Raw genomic sequence first — 15,408 nt, 5'->3', positions numbered from 1 at the left:
GGGGTGGGCGGGCTACACGAAGTGAGCCCAACCTGGGGGCGAGCAACAGCCCCGCGGAACCGGCTTCGCCGGGCCGCTGACTGCGCCCCCGGTAGGGGGTGGGCGGGCTACACGCAGTGAGCCCAACCTGGGGGCGAGCCTATTTTTCGATCGGCCGAGGCCGCCCGTCGTCGTCGATCGCCACGTACGTAAAGGTCGCCTCGGTCACCTTGATGTATTCGCCCTGCGCCCTGAAGCGCTCGGCGAACACCTCGACCAGCACGGTCACCGAGGTGCGCCCGATGCGCACCAGCTTCGAGTAGAACGACAGGATGTCGCCGAGCCGCACCGGCTGCTTGAAGATGAACTCGTTGACCGCCACGGTCGCCATCCGGCCCTTGGCGTAGCGCGCCGGAATCACCGAGCCGGCCAGGTCGCACTGGGCCATGACCCAGCCGCCGAAGATGTCGCCGTTGGCGTTGCAGTCGGCCGGCATCGGGATCACCTTGAGCACCAGCTCCATGTCGGCCGGAAGGCTCTTGAGCGTGGCGGTGAGGTTGGCGCTGGAATTGGCGGACATAGGCACAATCTGGATAGAAACGAATAACCAAGGAATCGGCTCAACTCTTTAGATTCGTGCAGCGTGCCAACCCAGGGATACCGCAGAACTGGCTTTGCCAGGCTGCTGGTATCGCCCCCTTGCAGGGGGGGGCTGAAGCGACACGCAGTGCGCGAAGCATGGGGGTGAGCCGGTTCCCAGCCACGATTGTCTCCCATGCGCCGCAGCGGCGAAGCACTTTCCTCTCCCCACCCCACCTCGGCGGGTACGCCCGCCCGCAGCGATCGCTCGGACTGGGCGACGCTGCGGCGGCTCTTCCCCTATCTATGGCGCTACAAATGGCGCGTGATGGCGGCGCTCAGCTTCATGGTCGGCGCCAAGGTGGCCAACGTCGGCGTGCCGGTGCTGCTCAAGAACCTGGTCGACGCGATGTCGATCAAGCCCGGCAGCGCGGCCTCGCTGCTGGTGGTGCCGTTCGGCCTGCTGGTCGCCTACGGGCTGCTGCGGCTGTCGACCGCGGTCTTCAACGAGCTGCGCGAGCTGGTCTTCGCCAAGGCCACCGAGGGGGCGGCGCGCAGCATCTCGCTGGAGGTGTTCCAGCACCTGCACGCGCTGAGCCTGCGCTTCCACCTCGAGCGCCAGACCGGCGGCATGACGCGCGACATCGAGCGCGGCACGCGCGGCGTACATTCGCTGATCTCGATGTCGCTCTACAGCATCGTGCCGACCATCATCGAGCTGACGCTGGTGCTGAGCATCCTGGGCGTCAAGTTCGACGCGGGCTTCGTCTGGATCACGCTGGCCGCGCTGGTGGTCTACATCGTCTTCACAGTGACCGTGACCGAGTGGCGCACCAAGTTCCGCAAGACCATGAACGAGCTCGACTCGGTGGCGCAGAGCCATGCGGTCGATTCGCTGCTCAACTACGAGACGGTCAAGTACTTCAACAACGAGGGCTTCGAGGCCGGCCGCTACGACGCCAGCCTGGAGCGCTACCGCAAGGCGGCGGTCAAGAGCCAGACCACGCTGAGCATGCTGAACGCCGGCCAGCAGTGCCTGATCGCGGTCAGCCTGGTGGCGATGCTGTACCGCGCCACGCAGGGCGTGGTCGACGGCCAAATGACGCTGGGCGACCTGGTGATGGTCAACGCCTTCATGATCCAGCTCTACATTCCGCTCAATTTCCTCGGCGTGATCTACCGCGAGATCAAGCAGAGCCTGACCGACCTGGACAAGATGTTCGTGCTGCTCGAGAAGGAGCGCGAGGTGCGCGACGCGCCGGAGGCCCGGCCGCTGGCGGGCCACGATTCCACGGTACGCTTCGAGGACGTGAGCTTTGCCTACGAGGCGGCGCGGCCGATCCTGAAGCACGTGAGCTTCGAGATTCCGGCCGGCAAGACGGTGGCGGTGGTGGGGCCCTCGGGCTCGGGAAAGTCGACCTTGGCGCGGCTGCTGTACCGCTTCTACGACGTGGGCATCGGGCCCCCGAGCGCACCCGCTGCGCGTGGTTCGCTGCCCCCCGAGTGGGCCGCCGCCGACTTGGGGCGGCCCGGCGTCGGCGGAGGCCGCATCACGATCGGCGGCGAAGACATCCGGCAGGTGACGCAGGCCAGCGTGCGGCGGGCGATCGGTATCGTGCCGCAGGACACCGTGCTCTTCAACGACACGGTCGAATACAACATCGCCTATGGCCGTCCCGGCGCCAGTCGCGAGGAAGTGGAGGAGGCCGCGCGGGCGGCGCGCATCCACGACTTCATCGTCCACACGCCCAAGGGCTACGAGACCATGGTCGGCGAGCGCGGGCTCAAGCTCTCGGGCGGCGAGAAGCAGCGCGTGGCGATCGCGCGCACGCTGCTCAAGAACCCGCCGATCGTGATCTTCGACGAAGCGACCTCAGCGCTGGATTCGGCCAACGAGCGCGCGATCCAGTCGGAGCTCAAGAGCGCGGCGCGCAACAAGACCACGCTGGTGATCGCGCACCGGCTGTCGACCGTGGTCGACGCGCACGAGATCCTGGTGCTCGAGAGCGGCGTGATCGTCGAGCGCGGCACGCATGCGCAGCTGCTGGCGAGCCAGGGCAAGTACGCGCAGATGTGGCGCCTGCAGAAGCTCGAGGCCGAGCCGGTGCTGTGAAACCCATTCCCGTTGATTGATTGATTGATTGATTGGTTCAGGAGCAATTCGAGAATGTCGGAGAAGATCCCGCTGTTGGTGCTCAACAGCCTGTCCGAAGTCCACCGGGCGCAGGTCGCAGCGGCCTATGACATGAGCTATCTGCCGGTGCCGAGCCAGGCCGAGCGCGATGCGCTGATCGCCACGCAGGGCGGGCGCTTCCGCGCCGTGCTGACCATCGGCTCGATCGGGCTGACCGCGGCCGAGATCGCGGCGATGCCCAAGCTCGAACTGGTCTGCGCGATGGGCGCCGGCTACGAGGGGATCGCGATCGATGCGGCGCGGGCGCGCGGCATCGCGCTGGCCAACGGCGCGGGCACCAACGACGACTGCGTGGCCGACCACGCCTTCGGTCTCCTGATCGGCGCGATGCGCCACATCCGCACGCTCGACCGGCTGTGCCGCGAAGGGGTGCGGCGCGAAATGATCCCGCATCCGCCGAACGTGTCGGGCAAGCGCCTGGGCATCCTGGGGCTGGGCGCCATCGGCCAGAAGATCGCCAAGCGCGCGGCGGGCTTCGACATGCCGGTCGGCTATCACAACCGCCAGCCGCGCGAGGGCGTGCCGCACCGCTACTTCGACAGCGTGCAGGCACTGGCCGGCTGGGCCGACATCCTGGTGGTCGCGACGCCGGGCGGTGCCGGCACACGGCACCTGGTGAATGCAGCCATCCTCGACGCGCTGGGGCCGCAGGGTTTCCTGATCAACATCTCGCGCGGCAGCGTGGTCGACACCGAGGCGCTGGCGGCTGCGTTGCGAGAAGGCCGCATCGCCGGGGCCGGGCTCGACGTCTACGAGAGCGAGCCGCTGCCGCCGGAGCCGCTGATCGGGCTCGACAACGTGCTGCTGACGCCGCACATGGCGGGCTGGTCGCCGGAGGCGACGCAGGCCTCCTTCGATCGCTTCCTGGCGAATGCCGAAGGGCACTTTTCGGGGCGCGGGGTGGTGTCGCCTATCTGAGGGGTTTGTTGTCGGCGTGGGCGGAGGGGGCGGCGGCGGCGGGCGGTATGCCCTGGGCCGGCCGACGTCACCGGCCGCTTCGCGGCTTCCCTGCGCTGCTCGCGGTACGCGGGGTCTCGCTCAAACTCGCTCCGCTTCGCTCCACTCAAACAGTCGCGAGCACTGATCCGCGCACCACTGCGCTGCTCGGCGGTGCCTCAACGGCCGGCCCAGGGCATACCGCCCACCACCGCAGACACGTTGGGGTTGCACAGTTCGCTTCGACGGTTTCGCTGCGCGCAGGCTCTCGACGTCGGAGGCGCACGCACTCCTCGCACCCCCACGGAGCCCGGCATGCGGTGCGGGACGGGCGATCCCCTCTGCGCCGCTGAGGAGCGCAGCTTCAGGCGGAAGAAGGGCCGCGCGTGTTTGAGCCGAAGGCGAGTTTCGCGCGGACCCCGCCTGGAGCGAGCACCGCAAGGCAGCCCGAAGGGCCGGCGCAGTGGGGTCGACTGGCCCGTACCGCGTGCCGGGCGCCCCTCCAAAGCTCAGGAAAGTTCAGGAAGACGATCCAAGCACCGGCGGATGAACCGCGCCCCACCCACAGGCCAGGTCATACGCATGCCCGAGCCGCAGCACCGCCATGTCCGCATGCACCGGCCCCGCGATCTGCAGCCCCATCGGCAGTCCGTCGCCATTGAAGCCCGCACGCACATTGAGTGTCGGCAGCCCGGCCAGCGTGAAGGGCGTGACGATCTCCATCCAGCGGTGGTAAGTGTCGCTTTCGATCCCGCCGACCGAGGTCGGCCAAGGCAGTGTCGCGTCGAAGGGAAAGACCTGCGCCGTCGGCGCCACCACGAAGTCGAAGCGCTCGAAGGCCCGCAGGAAGGCGCGGTAGACGTTCGAGCGATAGACCGAAGCCTGGTACAGCGCCGCGGCGTCGAGCAGGTGGCCCTGCTCGATCTCCCAGCGCGCCTCGGGCTTGAGCTTGCCGCGCAGCGCCGGGTCGGCGTGGGCCGCGCCCAGCTTGCCGCCCACCAGCAGCTGGCGCAGGCGCAGCCAGGCGGTCCAGTTCTGTTCGCGTGGCACGTCGAGCCGGTGCGGCTCGACCTCGCAGCCGAGGTCGCGGAAGGTCTGCAGCGCCTTCTCGCAAAGCTCGCGCACGCCGGGCGCCAGCGGCAGCTCGGGCCAGATGCTGCCGAGCCAGCCGATGCGCAGCCCCTTGGGGTCGCCGCCGAGCTGCAGCGTGTCGGGCGAGGGCAGGGCGCCTTCCAGCGACAGCGGCAGCCGCGGATCGAAGCCCGCCTGCACCGCGAGCAGCCGCGCGGCATCCTCGACCGTGCGCGCCATCGGTCCCTCGGTGCCGAGCTGCTGCAGGAACAGCTCGTCCTCGGGCGCCCCCGGCACCCGCCCCCGCGAAGGCCGGAAGCCGATCACGTTGTTGAAGGCGGCGGGGTTGCGCAGCGAGCCGCCCATGTCGCTGCCGTCGGCCACCGGCAGCATGCCGAGGGCCAGCGCCACCGCAGCGCCGCCGCTGCTGCCGCCGGCGCTGAGCGCGGGCTGCCAGGCGTTCAGGGTGGTGCCGAAGACCGTGTTGTAGGTGTGCGAGCCGAGCCCGAATTCCGGCGTGTTGGTCTTGCCGATCACGATCGCCCCGGCGCCGCGCATGCGCGCCACGTGCAGGCTGTCGTTGCGTGCCGGCGTCCGCAGCGCGATCGGCGATCCCATCGAGGTCGGCAGGCCGGCGGCATGGCTCAGGTCCTTGACCGCCAGCGGGAAGCCGTGCATCCAGCCGAGGCGCTCGCCGCGCGCGAGCTGGGCATCGCGTTCGTCCGCCTCGACCCGCAACTGGCCGGGGTCGCGCAGCGAGACGATCGCATTGAAGCGCGGGTTGAGCGCGTCGATGCGCGCCAGCGCCGCAGCCATCAGCTCGCGGCAGGACACGGTGCGGGCCGCGATCAGCTGCGACAGGCGGGTGGCGTCGAGGGCGAGGAGGTCGGCAGCATTCATGGCGGTGGCGGGCTCGTTGGCGGTGCGCGCCAGTATGTCGCAGCGCTCGCATAATCGCCCGATGGAAACCAAGTGGCTCGAAGACTTCGTCAGCCTGGCAGAGACCCGCAGCTTCAGCCGATCCGCCCAGCTGCGCCATGTGACCCAGCCGGCCTTCTCGCGCCGCATCCAGGCACTCGAGGGCTGGGCCGGGACCGACCTGGTCGATCGCAGCTCCTATCCCACCCGCCTGACGCCCGCCGGCCAGACCCTCTACGGCCAGGCGATCGAGATGCTGCAGGCGCTGCAGAGCACCCGCGCCATGCTGCGCGGGCATTCGGCGGCGGCGCAGGACGTGATCGAGTTCGCGATCCCGCACACGCTCGCCTTCACCTTCTTCCCGGCCTGGATCACCAGCCTGCGCGAGCAGTTCGGGCCGATGAAGAGCCGGCTGATCGCGCTCAATGTGCACGATGCCGTGCTGCGCCTGGTCGAGGGCAGCTGCGACGTGCTGATCGCCTACCACCATCCCTCCCAGCCGCTGCCGCTGGATGCCAACCGCTATGAGATGGTGAGCCTCGGCGAGGAGGTGGTCGCGCCCTGGGTCAAACCCGATGCCGAAGGCGCGCCGCGCTACCGCCTGCCGGGCCGSSCCGGCCAGCCSCTGCCYTATCTGGGCTATGCGCCGGGCGCCTACCTCGGGCGCGTGGTCGACCAGCTGCTGAAGGAGTCCGGCACCGCGATCCATCTCGACCGCGTCTATGAGACCGACATGGCAGAGGGCCTCAAGGTGATGGCGCTCGAAGGCCATGGCATCGCCTTCTTGCCGCAGAGCGCCGTGCGCAAGGAGGTGCGCGCCCGCACGCTGGTGAGCGCGTTGCCGCCCGAGATCGATCGTCTGGATGCCACGATGGAGATCCGCGCCTACCGCGAGCGGCCGGGCGCGCCGGCCGCCGGCAAGACCGGCGCCCGCAGCGGCAAGGGTGCGGCCGATGCCCTGTGGACGTATCTGCTGCAGACCCAGCCCACGGCTTGAGGCCTGGGCCCGTCTCTTGTGCAGTGCACAAACTATGAAGCGGTGACATGCCGACCGCTGGATTTGGCATTGGTCACCGAAGGCATGTCCCACTAAAGTCCGCCACACGTTTTTCGGGCACAAAGGGTGCTTTGAAGCTAGGGTTCACGGCATCCGCGAGGCGGCTTCGCGCGCGGTGGCGGTGCCGACCGATCGTCGGTGCGCCCTCCCGCGGTGCAAGGCGCACCGGGTTGGTCCGGGTATGGCGCAGAATGCGGGCGTCTAGAATTTCGTGTCCATCTCTCAGTCTCAGGAGTCGAATATGAAGAAGCAGGTATTGGCGTTGGCCGTGATGGTCCTCGCCGCAGGAGGAGCCTTCGCGCAGGCCAATGACACGCTGGCCAAGATCAAGTCCAGCGGTGCCGTCACGATGGGCGTGCGCGACTCGTCCGGCGCGTTGGCCTACACCATCGGCGACGGCAAGTACGTCGGCTTCCACACCGAGATGTCCGAGCGCATCCTGGCCGACATCCAGAAGCAGCTCGGCCTGCCCAAGCTGGAGATCAAGCGCCAGCTGGTGACCTCGCAGAACCGCGTGCCGCTGGTGCAGAACGGCACGGTCGACCTCGAATGCGGCTCGACCACCAACAACGCCACGCGCCAGAAGGACGTCGCCTTCGCCGTCACCACCTACGTCGAAGAAGTGCGCATCGCGGTCAAGGCCAGCTCGGGCATCAATTCGATCAAGGACCTCAACGGCAAGAGCGTGGCCACCACCACCGGCACGACCTCGGTCCAGACCCTGCGCAAGAACGAGCGCGCCCAGGGCATCGACTTCAAGGAAGTCATGGGCAAGGACCACGCCGACAGCTTCCTGCTGCTCGAGTCGGGCCGCGCCGACGCCTTCGTGATGGACGGCCAGATCCTGGCCGGCAACATCGCCAAGTCGAAGGCCCCGGCCGATTTCAAGATCGTCGGCGAGCCCCTGTCGGTCGAGCCGATCGCCTGCATGATGCGCAAGGACGACCCGGCCTTCAAGAAGGCCGTCGACGACAGCATCAAGCGCCAGATCGCCGACGGCTCGCTGGCCAAGCTCTACGACAAGTGGTTCATGCAGCCGATCCCGCCGACCAACACCAAGGTCGGCCTGCCGCTGTCGGAGGCCACCAAGGCCGCGTGGGCCAGCCCGAACGACAAGCCGATGGAAGACTACGCCAAGAAGTAAATCGCGTGGGCTGACGCGTGAACGAACGCCCGCCTCTTTCGGCGGGCGTTTGTTTTATGAGATGCCTCCAACAATCATCGAGGAGTTGAAATGGGAAAATGGGATTGGCAGGTCTTCCTGCAAGATCCGGGCGGCAAGATACCGACCTACTGGCAGTGGCTGGTGTCGGCCTGGGGCTGGACGGTGTCGGTGTCCTTGTGCTCGCTGGTCGTGGCGCTGGTGCTCGGCTCGCTGGTCGGCGTGATCCGCACGCTGCCCGACAGCCCCTGGCTGGTGCGTTTCGGCAATGCCTGGGTCGAGCTGTTCCGCAACATTCCGCTGCTGGTCCAGATCTTCATCTGGTACCACGTGGTGCCGAAGATGTTTCCCGTCATGTCGGGCCTGCCGCCCTTCATCCTGGTGGTGTTCGCGCTGGGCTTCTTCACCTCGGCCCGGATCGCCGAGCAGCTGCGCTCCGGCATCCAGGCGCTGCCCAAGGGCCAGCGCTACGCGGGCATGGCGGTGGGCTTCACCACGCCGCAGTACTACCGCTACGTGATCCTGCCGATGGCCTACCGGATCATCATCCCGCCGCTCACCAGCGAGTCGATGAACATCTTCAAGAACTCGTCGGTCGCCTTCGCGGTGTCGATTCCCGAGATGATCCAGTTCGCGATGCAGGCCGGCGAGGAGACCGCGCGCGTGACCGAGATGTACATGGCCGTGACCGTGCTCTACGTGATCTCCGCGATGGTCATCAACCGCATCATGGCCTGGGTCGAGAAGAGGGTCCGCGTGCCGGGCTTCGTCGTGGCCGGAACCGGCGGAGGACACTGACATGAATCTCGACCTCACATTCTTCAGCTGGGCGGTCGTCAGCAGCTTCCTGCTGAAGGGCCTCTACTTCAGCGTCTTCCTGACGGTGGTCGCCACGCTCGGCGGCATCCTCTTCGGCACCCTCCTGGCGCTGATGCGGCTGTCGGGCAAGAAGTGGCTCGACATGCCCGCGGCCATCTACGTCAACGGCATGCGCAGCATTCCGCTGGTCATGGTGATCCTGTGGTTCTTCCTGCTGGTGCCCAACATCATCGGCCGGCCGATCGGGCCCGAGTACTCGGCGATCATCACCTTCGTCGCCTTCGAGGCCGCCTACTTCAGCGAGATCATGCGCGCCGGCATCCAGTCGATTCCGCGCGGGCAGGTGTTCGCGGGGCAGGCGGTGGGCATGACCTACGGCCAGAACATGAAGCTGGTGATCCTGCCGCAGGCCTTCCGCAACATGCTGCCGGTGCTGCTGACGCAGACCATCATCCTGTTCCAGGACACCTCGCTGGTCTACGCCATCGGTGCCTACGATTTGTTCAAGGGCTTCGACACCGCGGGCAAGAACTTCGGCCGGCCCGAAGAGGCCTACCTGCTGGCCGCCGTCGTCTATTTCGTGTTGTGCTATGCGCTCTCGTGGCTCGTGAAGCGCCTGCACAAGAAGATCGCCATCATCCGCTGAGCTGAAGGAGCAAACCGATGTCCGACAAAATGATTGAAATCAAGAACGTTTCCAAGTGGTATGGCCCGGTGCAGGTGCTCAACGACTGCTCGGTCGACATCGCCAAGGGCGATGTGGTGGTGGTCTGCGGGCCTTCGGGCTCGGGCAAGTCCACCCTCATCAAGACGGTGAACGCGCTGGAGCCCTTCCAGAAGGGCGAGATCACGGTCAACGGCATTCCGCTGCACGACCCCAAGACCAACCTGCCGAAGCTGCGCTCCAAGGTCGGCATGGTGTTCCAGCACTTCGAGCTGTTCCCGCACCTGTCGGTGACAGAGAACCTCACGATCGCGCAGATCAAGGTGCTGGGCCGCAGCGCCGACGAAGCCAAGACGCGCGGTCTCAAGATGCTCGACCGCGTGGGCCTGATGGCGCACAAGGACAAGTTCCCGGGGCAGCTGTCGGGCGGCCAGCAGCAGCGCGTGGCGATCGCCCGCGCGCTGAGCATGGACCCGATCGTGATGCTGTTCGACGAGCCCACTTCGGCGCTCGACCCCGAGATGGTCGGCGAAGTGCTCGACGTGATGGTGGCGCTGGCCAAGGAAGGCATGACCATGATGGTGGTCACGCACGAGATGGGCTTCGCGCGCAAGGTGGCGAGCCGCGTGATCTTCATCGACGTCGGCGGCCGCATCCTGGAAGACTGCTCGAAGGAGGAGTTCTTCACGCACCCGGAGAACCGGCAGCCGCGGACGAAGGATTTCTTGAACAAGATCCTGCAGCACTAGGCTCGCCCCCAGGTTGGCTCACTTCGTGTAGCCGCCCACCCCCTACCGGGGGCGACACCAGCGGCCCGGCGAAGCCGGTTCCGCGGTGTCCCACCAACAGAAAGCTCCGCTGCGCGGGGCTTTCGTTTTTTCGGGGAGGGCGATGTTTCGGGGGGCTGGCGCGGATACTTCGCATTGGCCGCTGAGAGGTGCGGGTGGATGATGCAGCGATGGAAAAGGCAAAACCTCGCTGGGGCCTGTCGGTGGTTCGCGCTCTGGCGCGCGAGGGGCGGTGGGCGGCGAGTTTCTCCGCGCTGGCAGGGGCCGCCGCGCTGGGGATCGATGCGGCGGGGCTGCTGGAGCACGCGATGGCAGTGGCATCCGCGGACTTCCATCACAGCGTGAATTCGCCGGCCGATCGCCGGTCATGGCCGGACGTCTACCGCACGGCCGGACCCACCGGCATCGTCGAGTTGAAGCTCGCCGCGCAGAACGAATTGCTGATCGCATCCTGCAAGGAACTTCAGCCGTGAAATGCCCCGCCTGCGCCGCGGCCGTCCTGGTCGCCGACAGTCGCCATGTGGCTTACGTCTACAAGAACGAATCGATAGTCATCGCGGACGTCGAAGGCCAGTTCTGCCCCGTTTGCGGCGAGGGCGTGTTCGGCCCCACCGAGGCTGCGCGTGTCAGCGAGGCGATGCTCGCCTTCCATGCGCGGGTCGACGCTTCGACCGGGCGCGAATGAAAAAGCCCCGCGTCGCGGGGCTTTGGCTCGGGGCGCTGGGAAGCCTATTTCTTGCGCGCCGCAATCGCCTGCTCGGCCTGCGCCACGAGTTCCTTGCCGATCGTCGGCGTCCACTTGGCGTACACCGGCCGCGTCGCCTTGACGAAGGCCTCGCGCTCGGCCGGGGTCAGCTGGGTCACGGTCACGCCCATCGCGGCGATGTCCTTGAGCACCGGCTTGTCGGGCTCGACCAGTCCCTTGCGGGCCAGGGCGATGTTCTGCTTGCCGGCGTCGATCGCGGCCTGGCGCACGATGGCCTGGTCGGCCGGGGTCCACGAGCCCCACACCTCCTTGTTGACCACGAACACCAGCGGGTCGGCCATGTAGCCCCAGGTGGTCACGTACTTCTGGCCCACGGTGTGCATCTTGAGCACGGTGAACAGGAACAGCGGGTTCTCCTGGCCGTCGACCGCGCCGCTGGCCAGCGCGGGCTGCGCATCGGCCCAGCTCATCTGGGTCGGGTTGGCGCCCAGGGCGCTGAACATGTCGGAGAAGATCGGCGAGCCGACCACGCGGATCTTCATGCCCTTCAGGTCTTCGGGCGACTTGATCGCGCGCTTCGAGTTGGTGATCTCGCGGTAGCCGTTCTCGCCCCAGGCCAGCGGCACCACGCCGGATTTGTCGAGGGTGGCGAAGATCTCCTTGCCGACCGTGCCCTGCGTCAGCGCATCGACCGCCGCGTAGTCGGGCATCAGGAAGGGCAGCGAGAACAGGTTCAACTGCTTGACCTGCGGCGACCAGTTGATGGTCGAGCCGACCGCCATGTCGATCACGCCCTGGCGCAGCGCACTGAACTCGCGCGTCTGGTCGCCCTGGATCAGCGACACGCCCGGGTACAGCTTGATGTTGATGCGGCCCTGCGTGCGCTCCTTCACGAGCTCGGCCCAGACGCGGCCGGCCTCGCCCCACGGCGTCGGCGGACCCAGCACCAGCGACATCTTGTATTCGGCCTTGTAGCTCTGCGCCTGCGCGGCCACCGAGAAGCCGCCGAGGGCGGCCGCCACGGCCAGGAGGCCGAGCAGGGAACGACGGAATTTCATGGATCAGTCTCCTTGGGAATTAATCGAAGAATCAGTAGCCGAGTTTGCGTGGGAGCCACAGGGCGAGTTCTGGCCAGACGATCACCGCGACCATCACGAGGAACATCGCGAACAGCATCCAGCCGACCCAGCGCACGGTCTCTTCCATGCGCACATTGGCGATGCGGCAGGAGACCATCAGGTTCACGGCCAGCGGCGGCGTGAACTGCCCGAGCGCCACCTTGAGCGTGAGGATGACGCCGAACCACACCGGGTCCCACTTGTAGTGCTGCACGATCGGCCACAGGAGCGGCACGAAGATCAGGAAGATCGAGACGCCGTCGAGGAACATGCCGACCGTGATCAGCAGCAGGATCAGCAGCGACAGCACGCCGTACTCGCCGAGGCCCGAATTGACGATCGCCCGCGTCACCGGATCGATCACGCCGAGGGTGGACAGCGAGTAGGCGAAGATGCCGGCCAGCGACACCACCAGCAGGATCACGGCCGACAGCTCGCCCGATTCGCGCAGGATCACGAACAGGTCGCGGACCTTGATCGTGCGGTGGATCGCCATGCCGACGAAGAGACCGTAGAACACCGCCACCACCGCCGCCTCGGTCGGCGTGAAGAGACCGGCGCGCATGCCGCCGAGGATCAGCACCGGCGCCGCCAGGCCCCAGATCGCGTCGCGAAAACTGGCCCAGAAGGCCGGGCGCGGCAGGCTCGATTCGAGCGCGCCCATCTTGTTCTTGCGGGCCAGCCAGACGGCCGGGACGATCAGCGCCACGCCGGCCAGGATGCCGGGAACCATGCCGGCCGCGAACAGCGCCGGCACGGATGCGCCGGGGACCAGAACCGAATAGACGATGAAGGCGACCGAGGGCGGGATCAGGATGTCGGTGGCCGCCGCCGCGCCGACCACGCTGGCCGAGTAGGCGGCCGGATAGCCGGCCCGCGACATGGCGGTGATCATCACCGCGCCGACCGCGGCCGCATTGGCCGGGCCCGAGCCCGAGATGCCGCCGAGGAACATCGCCACCACGATCGCCACCAGCGGCAGCATGCCGGGGCCGCGGCCGACGATCGCGATCGCGAAATTGACGAGCCGCAGCGCCACGCCTGAGCGGTCGAAGATCGAGCCGACCAGCACGAACATCGGGATCGCGAGCAGCGGGTACTTGCCGAGGCCGGCGTAGAAGTTCTGCGGCACGGCCAGCAGGCCGAACCACTGGGCGTCGCTGTTGGCGAGTGCGATGCAGGCGGCGCCGGCGAGGCCCAGTGCGGCGCCGATCGGCACGCCGGCCAGCATCATCGCCACGAAGGCGACGAAGAGCAGGGTGGGGATCATCGCTGCGAGTCGCCGTAGTTGGTCTTGCGGCCGCGGCGGATGAACAGGCCCAGGGCGCGCAGCGCGATCGCGAAGGAGACGATCGGCAGCCAGATCGAATACCACCATTGCGGCACGCCGATGCCGGGCGAGGTCTCCTCGAAGCGGTAGTCGTCCCAGACCACGCGCACGCTGAGCGCGCCGATCAGCAGGAACAGCAGGCCGACCATGAGGGCGCCGAACTGCGCCAGCCGTTTGCGCCGCGCCATGCTGCCGCTCTCGGCGAAGTACTCGATCCGGATGTGGCGGTCGCGCGCCACCGCCGCGGAGCCCGCCACCAGCGCCAGCAGGATCATCAGAAAGACCGAGAACTCCTCGGTCCAGGCGAAGGACGAGTCGGTGAAGTAGCGCACCAGCACGTTGGCGAAGGTGATGCAGGCCAGCATGCCCATGATGAGCACGGTGGCCCAGTCCTCGATCGCGAGGGGAACGCGGGTCGGCTCGTCGGCGGCTTCGATTTCAGGGGGGAGGGGACTGGCGGCGTCCAGCACGGGGCCGGACTCGGTGGGAGGGGTCATCGGGGGAAGCTGGAAGGTGGAACCACGTCGTGTCACCGGGCGGACGCCGGGACGCGGTCCAAGCACCTCGACAGGGAAGCAGTCACGGATCGTAACGATCCATGACCATTTTTCTATCGGGGGTTTCCTTAGAACCTGTTTGCGATCTCCCTGGGGTCGCGTTGGGGCGCAATCGGGATGAGTTCGAAGTGGCGTTGCGCCGCATGGGCTGGTGCCCATGCAAGCAGCGGCACGCAGAAATCGCCCGATTTCGCCCCAACCCGAAGGGCAGGCGCCTTTTCGGGCGGTCTGCGGCGTTGCAGCGCTTGCCCATAGCGATGCTATGGGCGGCGCACTGCGCCTTGCATCCCCTCCCGAAAAGACGCCTGCGCGACCCCAGGGAGATCGCAAACAGGTTCTCAGCTGCCGCCCAGGATCAGAGCGCCTTGACCAGTTCCGGCACGGCCGTGAACAGGTCGGCGACCAGGCCGTAGTCGGCCACCGAGAAGATCGGCGCMTCCTCGTCCTTGTTGATCGCCACGATCACCTTCGAGTCCTTCATGCCCGCCAGATGCTGGATCGCGCCCGAGATGCCGCAGGCGATGTACARCTGCGGSGCSACGATCTTGCCGGTCTGGCCSACTTGCCAGTCGTTCGGGGCGTAGCCGGCGTCGACCGCGGCGCGGCTGGCRCCCAGGCCGGCGTTGAGCTTGTCGGCCARSGGCGCCATCACTTCCTGGAACTTCTCGGCGCTGCCCAGGGCCCGGCCGCCCGAGACGATGATCTTGGCKGCCGTCAGTTCCGGRCGCTCGCTCTTGGTGACTTCACGGCCGATGAAACTGCTCTTGCCGCTGTCGGCCACGCCTTCCACGGTTTCCACCGCCGCGCTGCCGCCGCTGGCCGCTGCCGCATCGAAGCCCGTGGTGCGCACCGTGATCACCTTGATCGCATCGCTGCTCTGCACGATSGCRATCGCGTTGCCCGCGTAGATCGGSCGCTCGAAGGTGTCGGGGCTGTCGACCTTGGTGACATCGCTGATCTGCGCCACATCGAGCTTGGCGGCCACGCGCGGCGCGACGTTCTTGCCGTTGGCGGTCGAGGGGAACAGGATGTGGCTGTAGTTCTTGGCAATGGCCAGCACCTGGGCGGCGACGTTCTCCGCGAGGTTCTCGGCCAGGGACGGGCTGTCGGCGACGATCACCTTGGCCACGCCTGCGACCTGGGAGGCGGCCTTGCCGGCTTCGGCGGCATTGGCGCCGGCCACCAGCACGTGGACATCGCCGCTGGCGCAGGCGAGGCCTGCGGTCACGGTGTTGAGGGTCGCCGGCTTGAGCGTGGCGTGGTCGTGTTCGGCAATGACGAGGACGGTCATGTTCGTGTTCCTTCTTCGGGTCTCAGATGACCTTGGCTTCGTTCTTGAGCTTGTCCACCAGGGTGGCCACATCGGGCACCTTGATGCCGGCACCGCGCTTGGGCGGCTCGCTGACCTTCAAGGTCTTCAGCCGCGGCTTGACATCCACGCCCAGGTCTTCAGGCTTCACCACATCGAGCTGCTTCTTCTTCGCCTTCATGATGTTCGGCAGAGTCACGTAGCGCGGCTCGTTCAGGCGC

At 67.3% G+C, this 15,408-nt stretch carries 15 protein-coding genes and 1 pseudogene; 9 read left to right on the top strand and 7 right to left on the bottom strand.

Annotated elements, in window-relative coordinates; all coding sequences use genetic code 11:
- Positions 1 to 139 precede the first annotated feature (139 nt).
- A complete protein-coding gene (locus AC1D2E_RS31295) occupies positions 140 to 559 on the bottom strand; it encodes an acyl-CoA thioesterase (protein WP_478201003.1) in 420 nt (139 codons plus the stop codon).
- A gap of 195 nt (positions 560 to 754) precedes the next feature.
- Between AC1D2E_RS31295 and AC1D2E_RS31290 the strand changes: the two genes are divergently transcribed.
- Positions 755 to 2,671, top strand: coding sequence for an ABCB family ABC transporter ATP-binding protein/permease (locus AC1D2E_RS31290; protein WP_478201002.1), 1,917 nt, complete (start codon positions 755 to 757; stop codon positions 2,669 to 2,671).
- Between the two features lie 54 nt (positions 2,672 to 2,725).
- Entirely contained in the window at positions 2,726 to 3,670 is a 945-nt protein-coding gene (locus tag AC1D2E_RS31285; protein WP_478201001.1) for a 2-hydroxyacid dehydrogenase, read from the top strand.
- Between the two features lie 537 nt (positions 3,671 to 4,207).
- Here AC1D2E_RS31285 and AC1D2E_RS31280 read toward each other — a convergent pair.
- Positions 4,208 to 5,659, bottom strand: a complete 1,452-nt coding sequence (locus tag AC1D2E_RS31280) for an amidase (RefSeq protein ID WP_478201000.1) — start codon at positions 5,657 to 5,659, stop codon at positions 4,208 to 4,210.
- A 61-nt stretch (positions 5,660 to 5,720) separates the two neighbouring features.
- Here AC1D2E_RS31280 and AC1D2E_RS31275 point away from each other — a divergent pair, with 61 nt between their 5' ends.
- The 7 genes from AC1D2E_RS31275 (at position 5,721) to AC1D2E_RS31245 (ending at position 10,852) form a co-directional block, all read left to right on the top strand.
- Complete coding sequence (locus tag AC1D2E_RS31275) at positions 5,721 to 6,674, top strand: LysR substrate-binding domain-containing protein (protein WP_478200999.1); 954 nt, start codon at positions 5,721 to 5,723, stop codon at positions 6,672 to 6,674.
- A gap of 301 nt (positions 6,675 to 6,975) precedes the next feature.
- Positions 6,976 to 7,878: a transporter substrate-binding domain-containing protein gene (locus AC1D2E_RS31270; RefSeq protein ID WP_478200998.1), complete on the top strand. Its 903-nt coding sequence runs from the start codon at positions 6,976 to 6,978 to the stop codon at positions 7,876 to 7,878.
- 90 nt (positions 7,879 to 7,968) lie between these two features.
- Positions 7,969 to 8,694, top strand: a complete 726-nt coding sequence (locus AC1D2E_RS31265; protein WP_478200997.1) for an amino acid ABC transporter permease — start codon at positions 7,969 to 7,971, stop codon at positions 8,692 to 8,694.
- Between the two features lies 1 nt (position 8,695).
- Complete coding sequence (locus tag AC1D2E_RS31260) at positions 8,696 to 9,361, top strand: amino acid ABC transporter permease (protein WP_478200996.1); 666 nt, start codon at positions 8,696 to 8,698, stop codon at positions 9,359 to 9,361.
- Between the two features lie 29 nt (positions 9,362 to 9,390).
- Positions 9,391 to 10,128 carry an amino acid ABC transporter ATP-binding protein gene (locus AC1D2E_RS31255; RefSeq protein WP_478201004.1) on the top strand — a complete coding sequence of 246 codons (738 nt, stop codon included), beginning with the start codon at positions 9,391 to 9,393 and terminating at the stop codon, positions 10,126 to 10,128.
- 209 nt (positions 10,129 to 10,337) lie between these two features.
- Positions 10,338 to 10,640, top strand: a complete 303-nt coding sequence (locus tag AC1D2E_RS31250) for a type II toxin-antitoxin system MqsR family toxin (RefSeq protein ID WP_478200995.1) — start codon at positions 10,338 to 10,340, stop codon at positions 10,638 to 10,640.
- Entirely contained in the window at positions 10,637 to 10,852 is a 216-nt protein-coding gene (locus AC1D2E_RS31245) for a type II toxin-antitoxin system MqsA family antitoxin (protein WP_478200994.1), read from the top strand. Before AC1D2E_RS31250 ends, AC1D2E_RS31245 begins: the two co-directional genes overlap by 4 nt.
- A 44-nt stretch (positions 10,853 to 10,896) precedes the next feature.
- Here the strand turns inward: AC1D2E_RS31245 and AC1D2E_RS31240 are convergent, their stop codons facing one another.
- The 5 genes and pseudogenes from AC1D2E_RS31240 to AC1D2E_RS31220 all read right to left on the bottom strand — a co-directional run.
- Positions 10,897 to 11,931: a DctP family TRAP transporter solute-binding subunit gene (locus tag AC1D2E_RS31240; RefSeq protein WP_478200993.1), complete on the bottom strand. Its 1,035-nt coding sequence runs from the start codon at positions 11,929 to 11,931 to the stop codon at positions 10,897 to 10,899.
- Between the two features lie 31 nt (positions 11,932 to 11,962).
- Positions 11,963 to 13,261, bottom strand: a complete 1,299-nt coding sequence (locus AC1D2E_RS31235; protein ID WP_478200992.1) for a TRAP transporter large permease — start codon at positions 13,259 to 13,261, stop codon at positions 11,963 to 11,965.
- Positions 13,258 to 13,818: a TRAP transporter small permease gene (locus AC1D2E_RS31230; protein WP_478200991.1), complete on the bottom strand. Its 561-nt coding sequence runs from the start codon at positions 13,816 to 13,818 to the stop codon at positions 13,258 to 13,260. Before AC1D2E_RS31230 ends, AC1D2E_RS31235 begins: the two co-directional genes overlap by 4 nt.
- A gap of 415 nt (positions 13,819 to 14,233) precedes the next feature.
- Entirely contained in the window at positions 14,234 to 15,169 is a 936-nt protein-coding gene (locus AC1D2E_RS31225; RefSeq protein WP_478200990.1) for an electron transfer flavoprotein subunit alpha/FixB family protein, read from the bottom strand.
- A 22-nt stretch (positions 15,170 to 15,191) separates the two neighbouring features.
- A pseudogene (locus AC1D2E_RS31220) lies at positions 15,192 to 15,408 on the bottom strand (electron transfer flavoprotein subunit beta/FixA family protein); the annotation flags it as partial.

The sequence above is a fragment of the Variovorax sp. P1_H2 genome (assembly GCF_056405295.1).
This window is presented reverse-complemented; position numbering and strand designations above follow the sequence as displayed.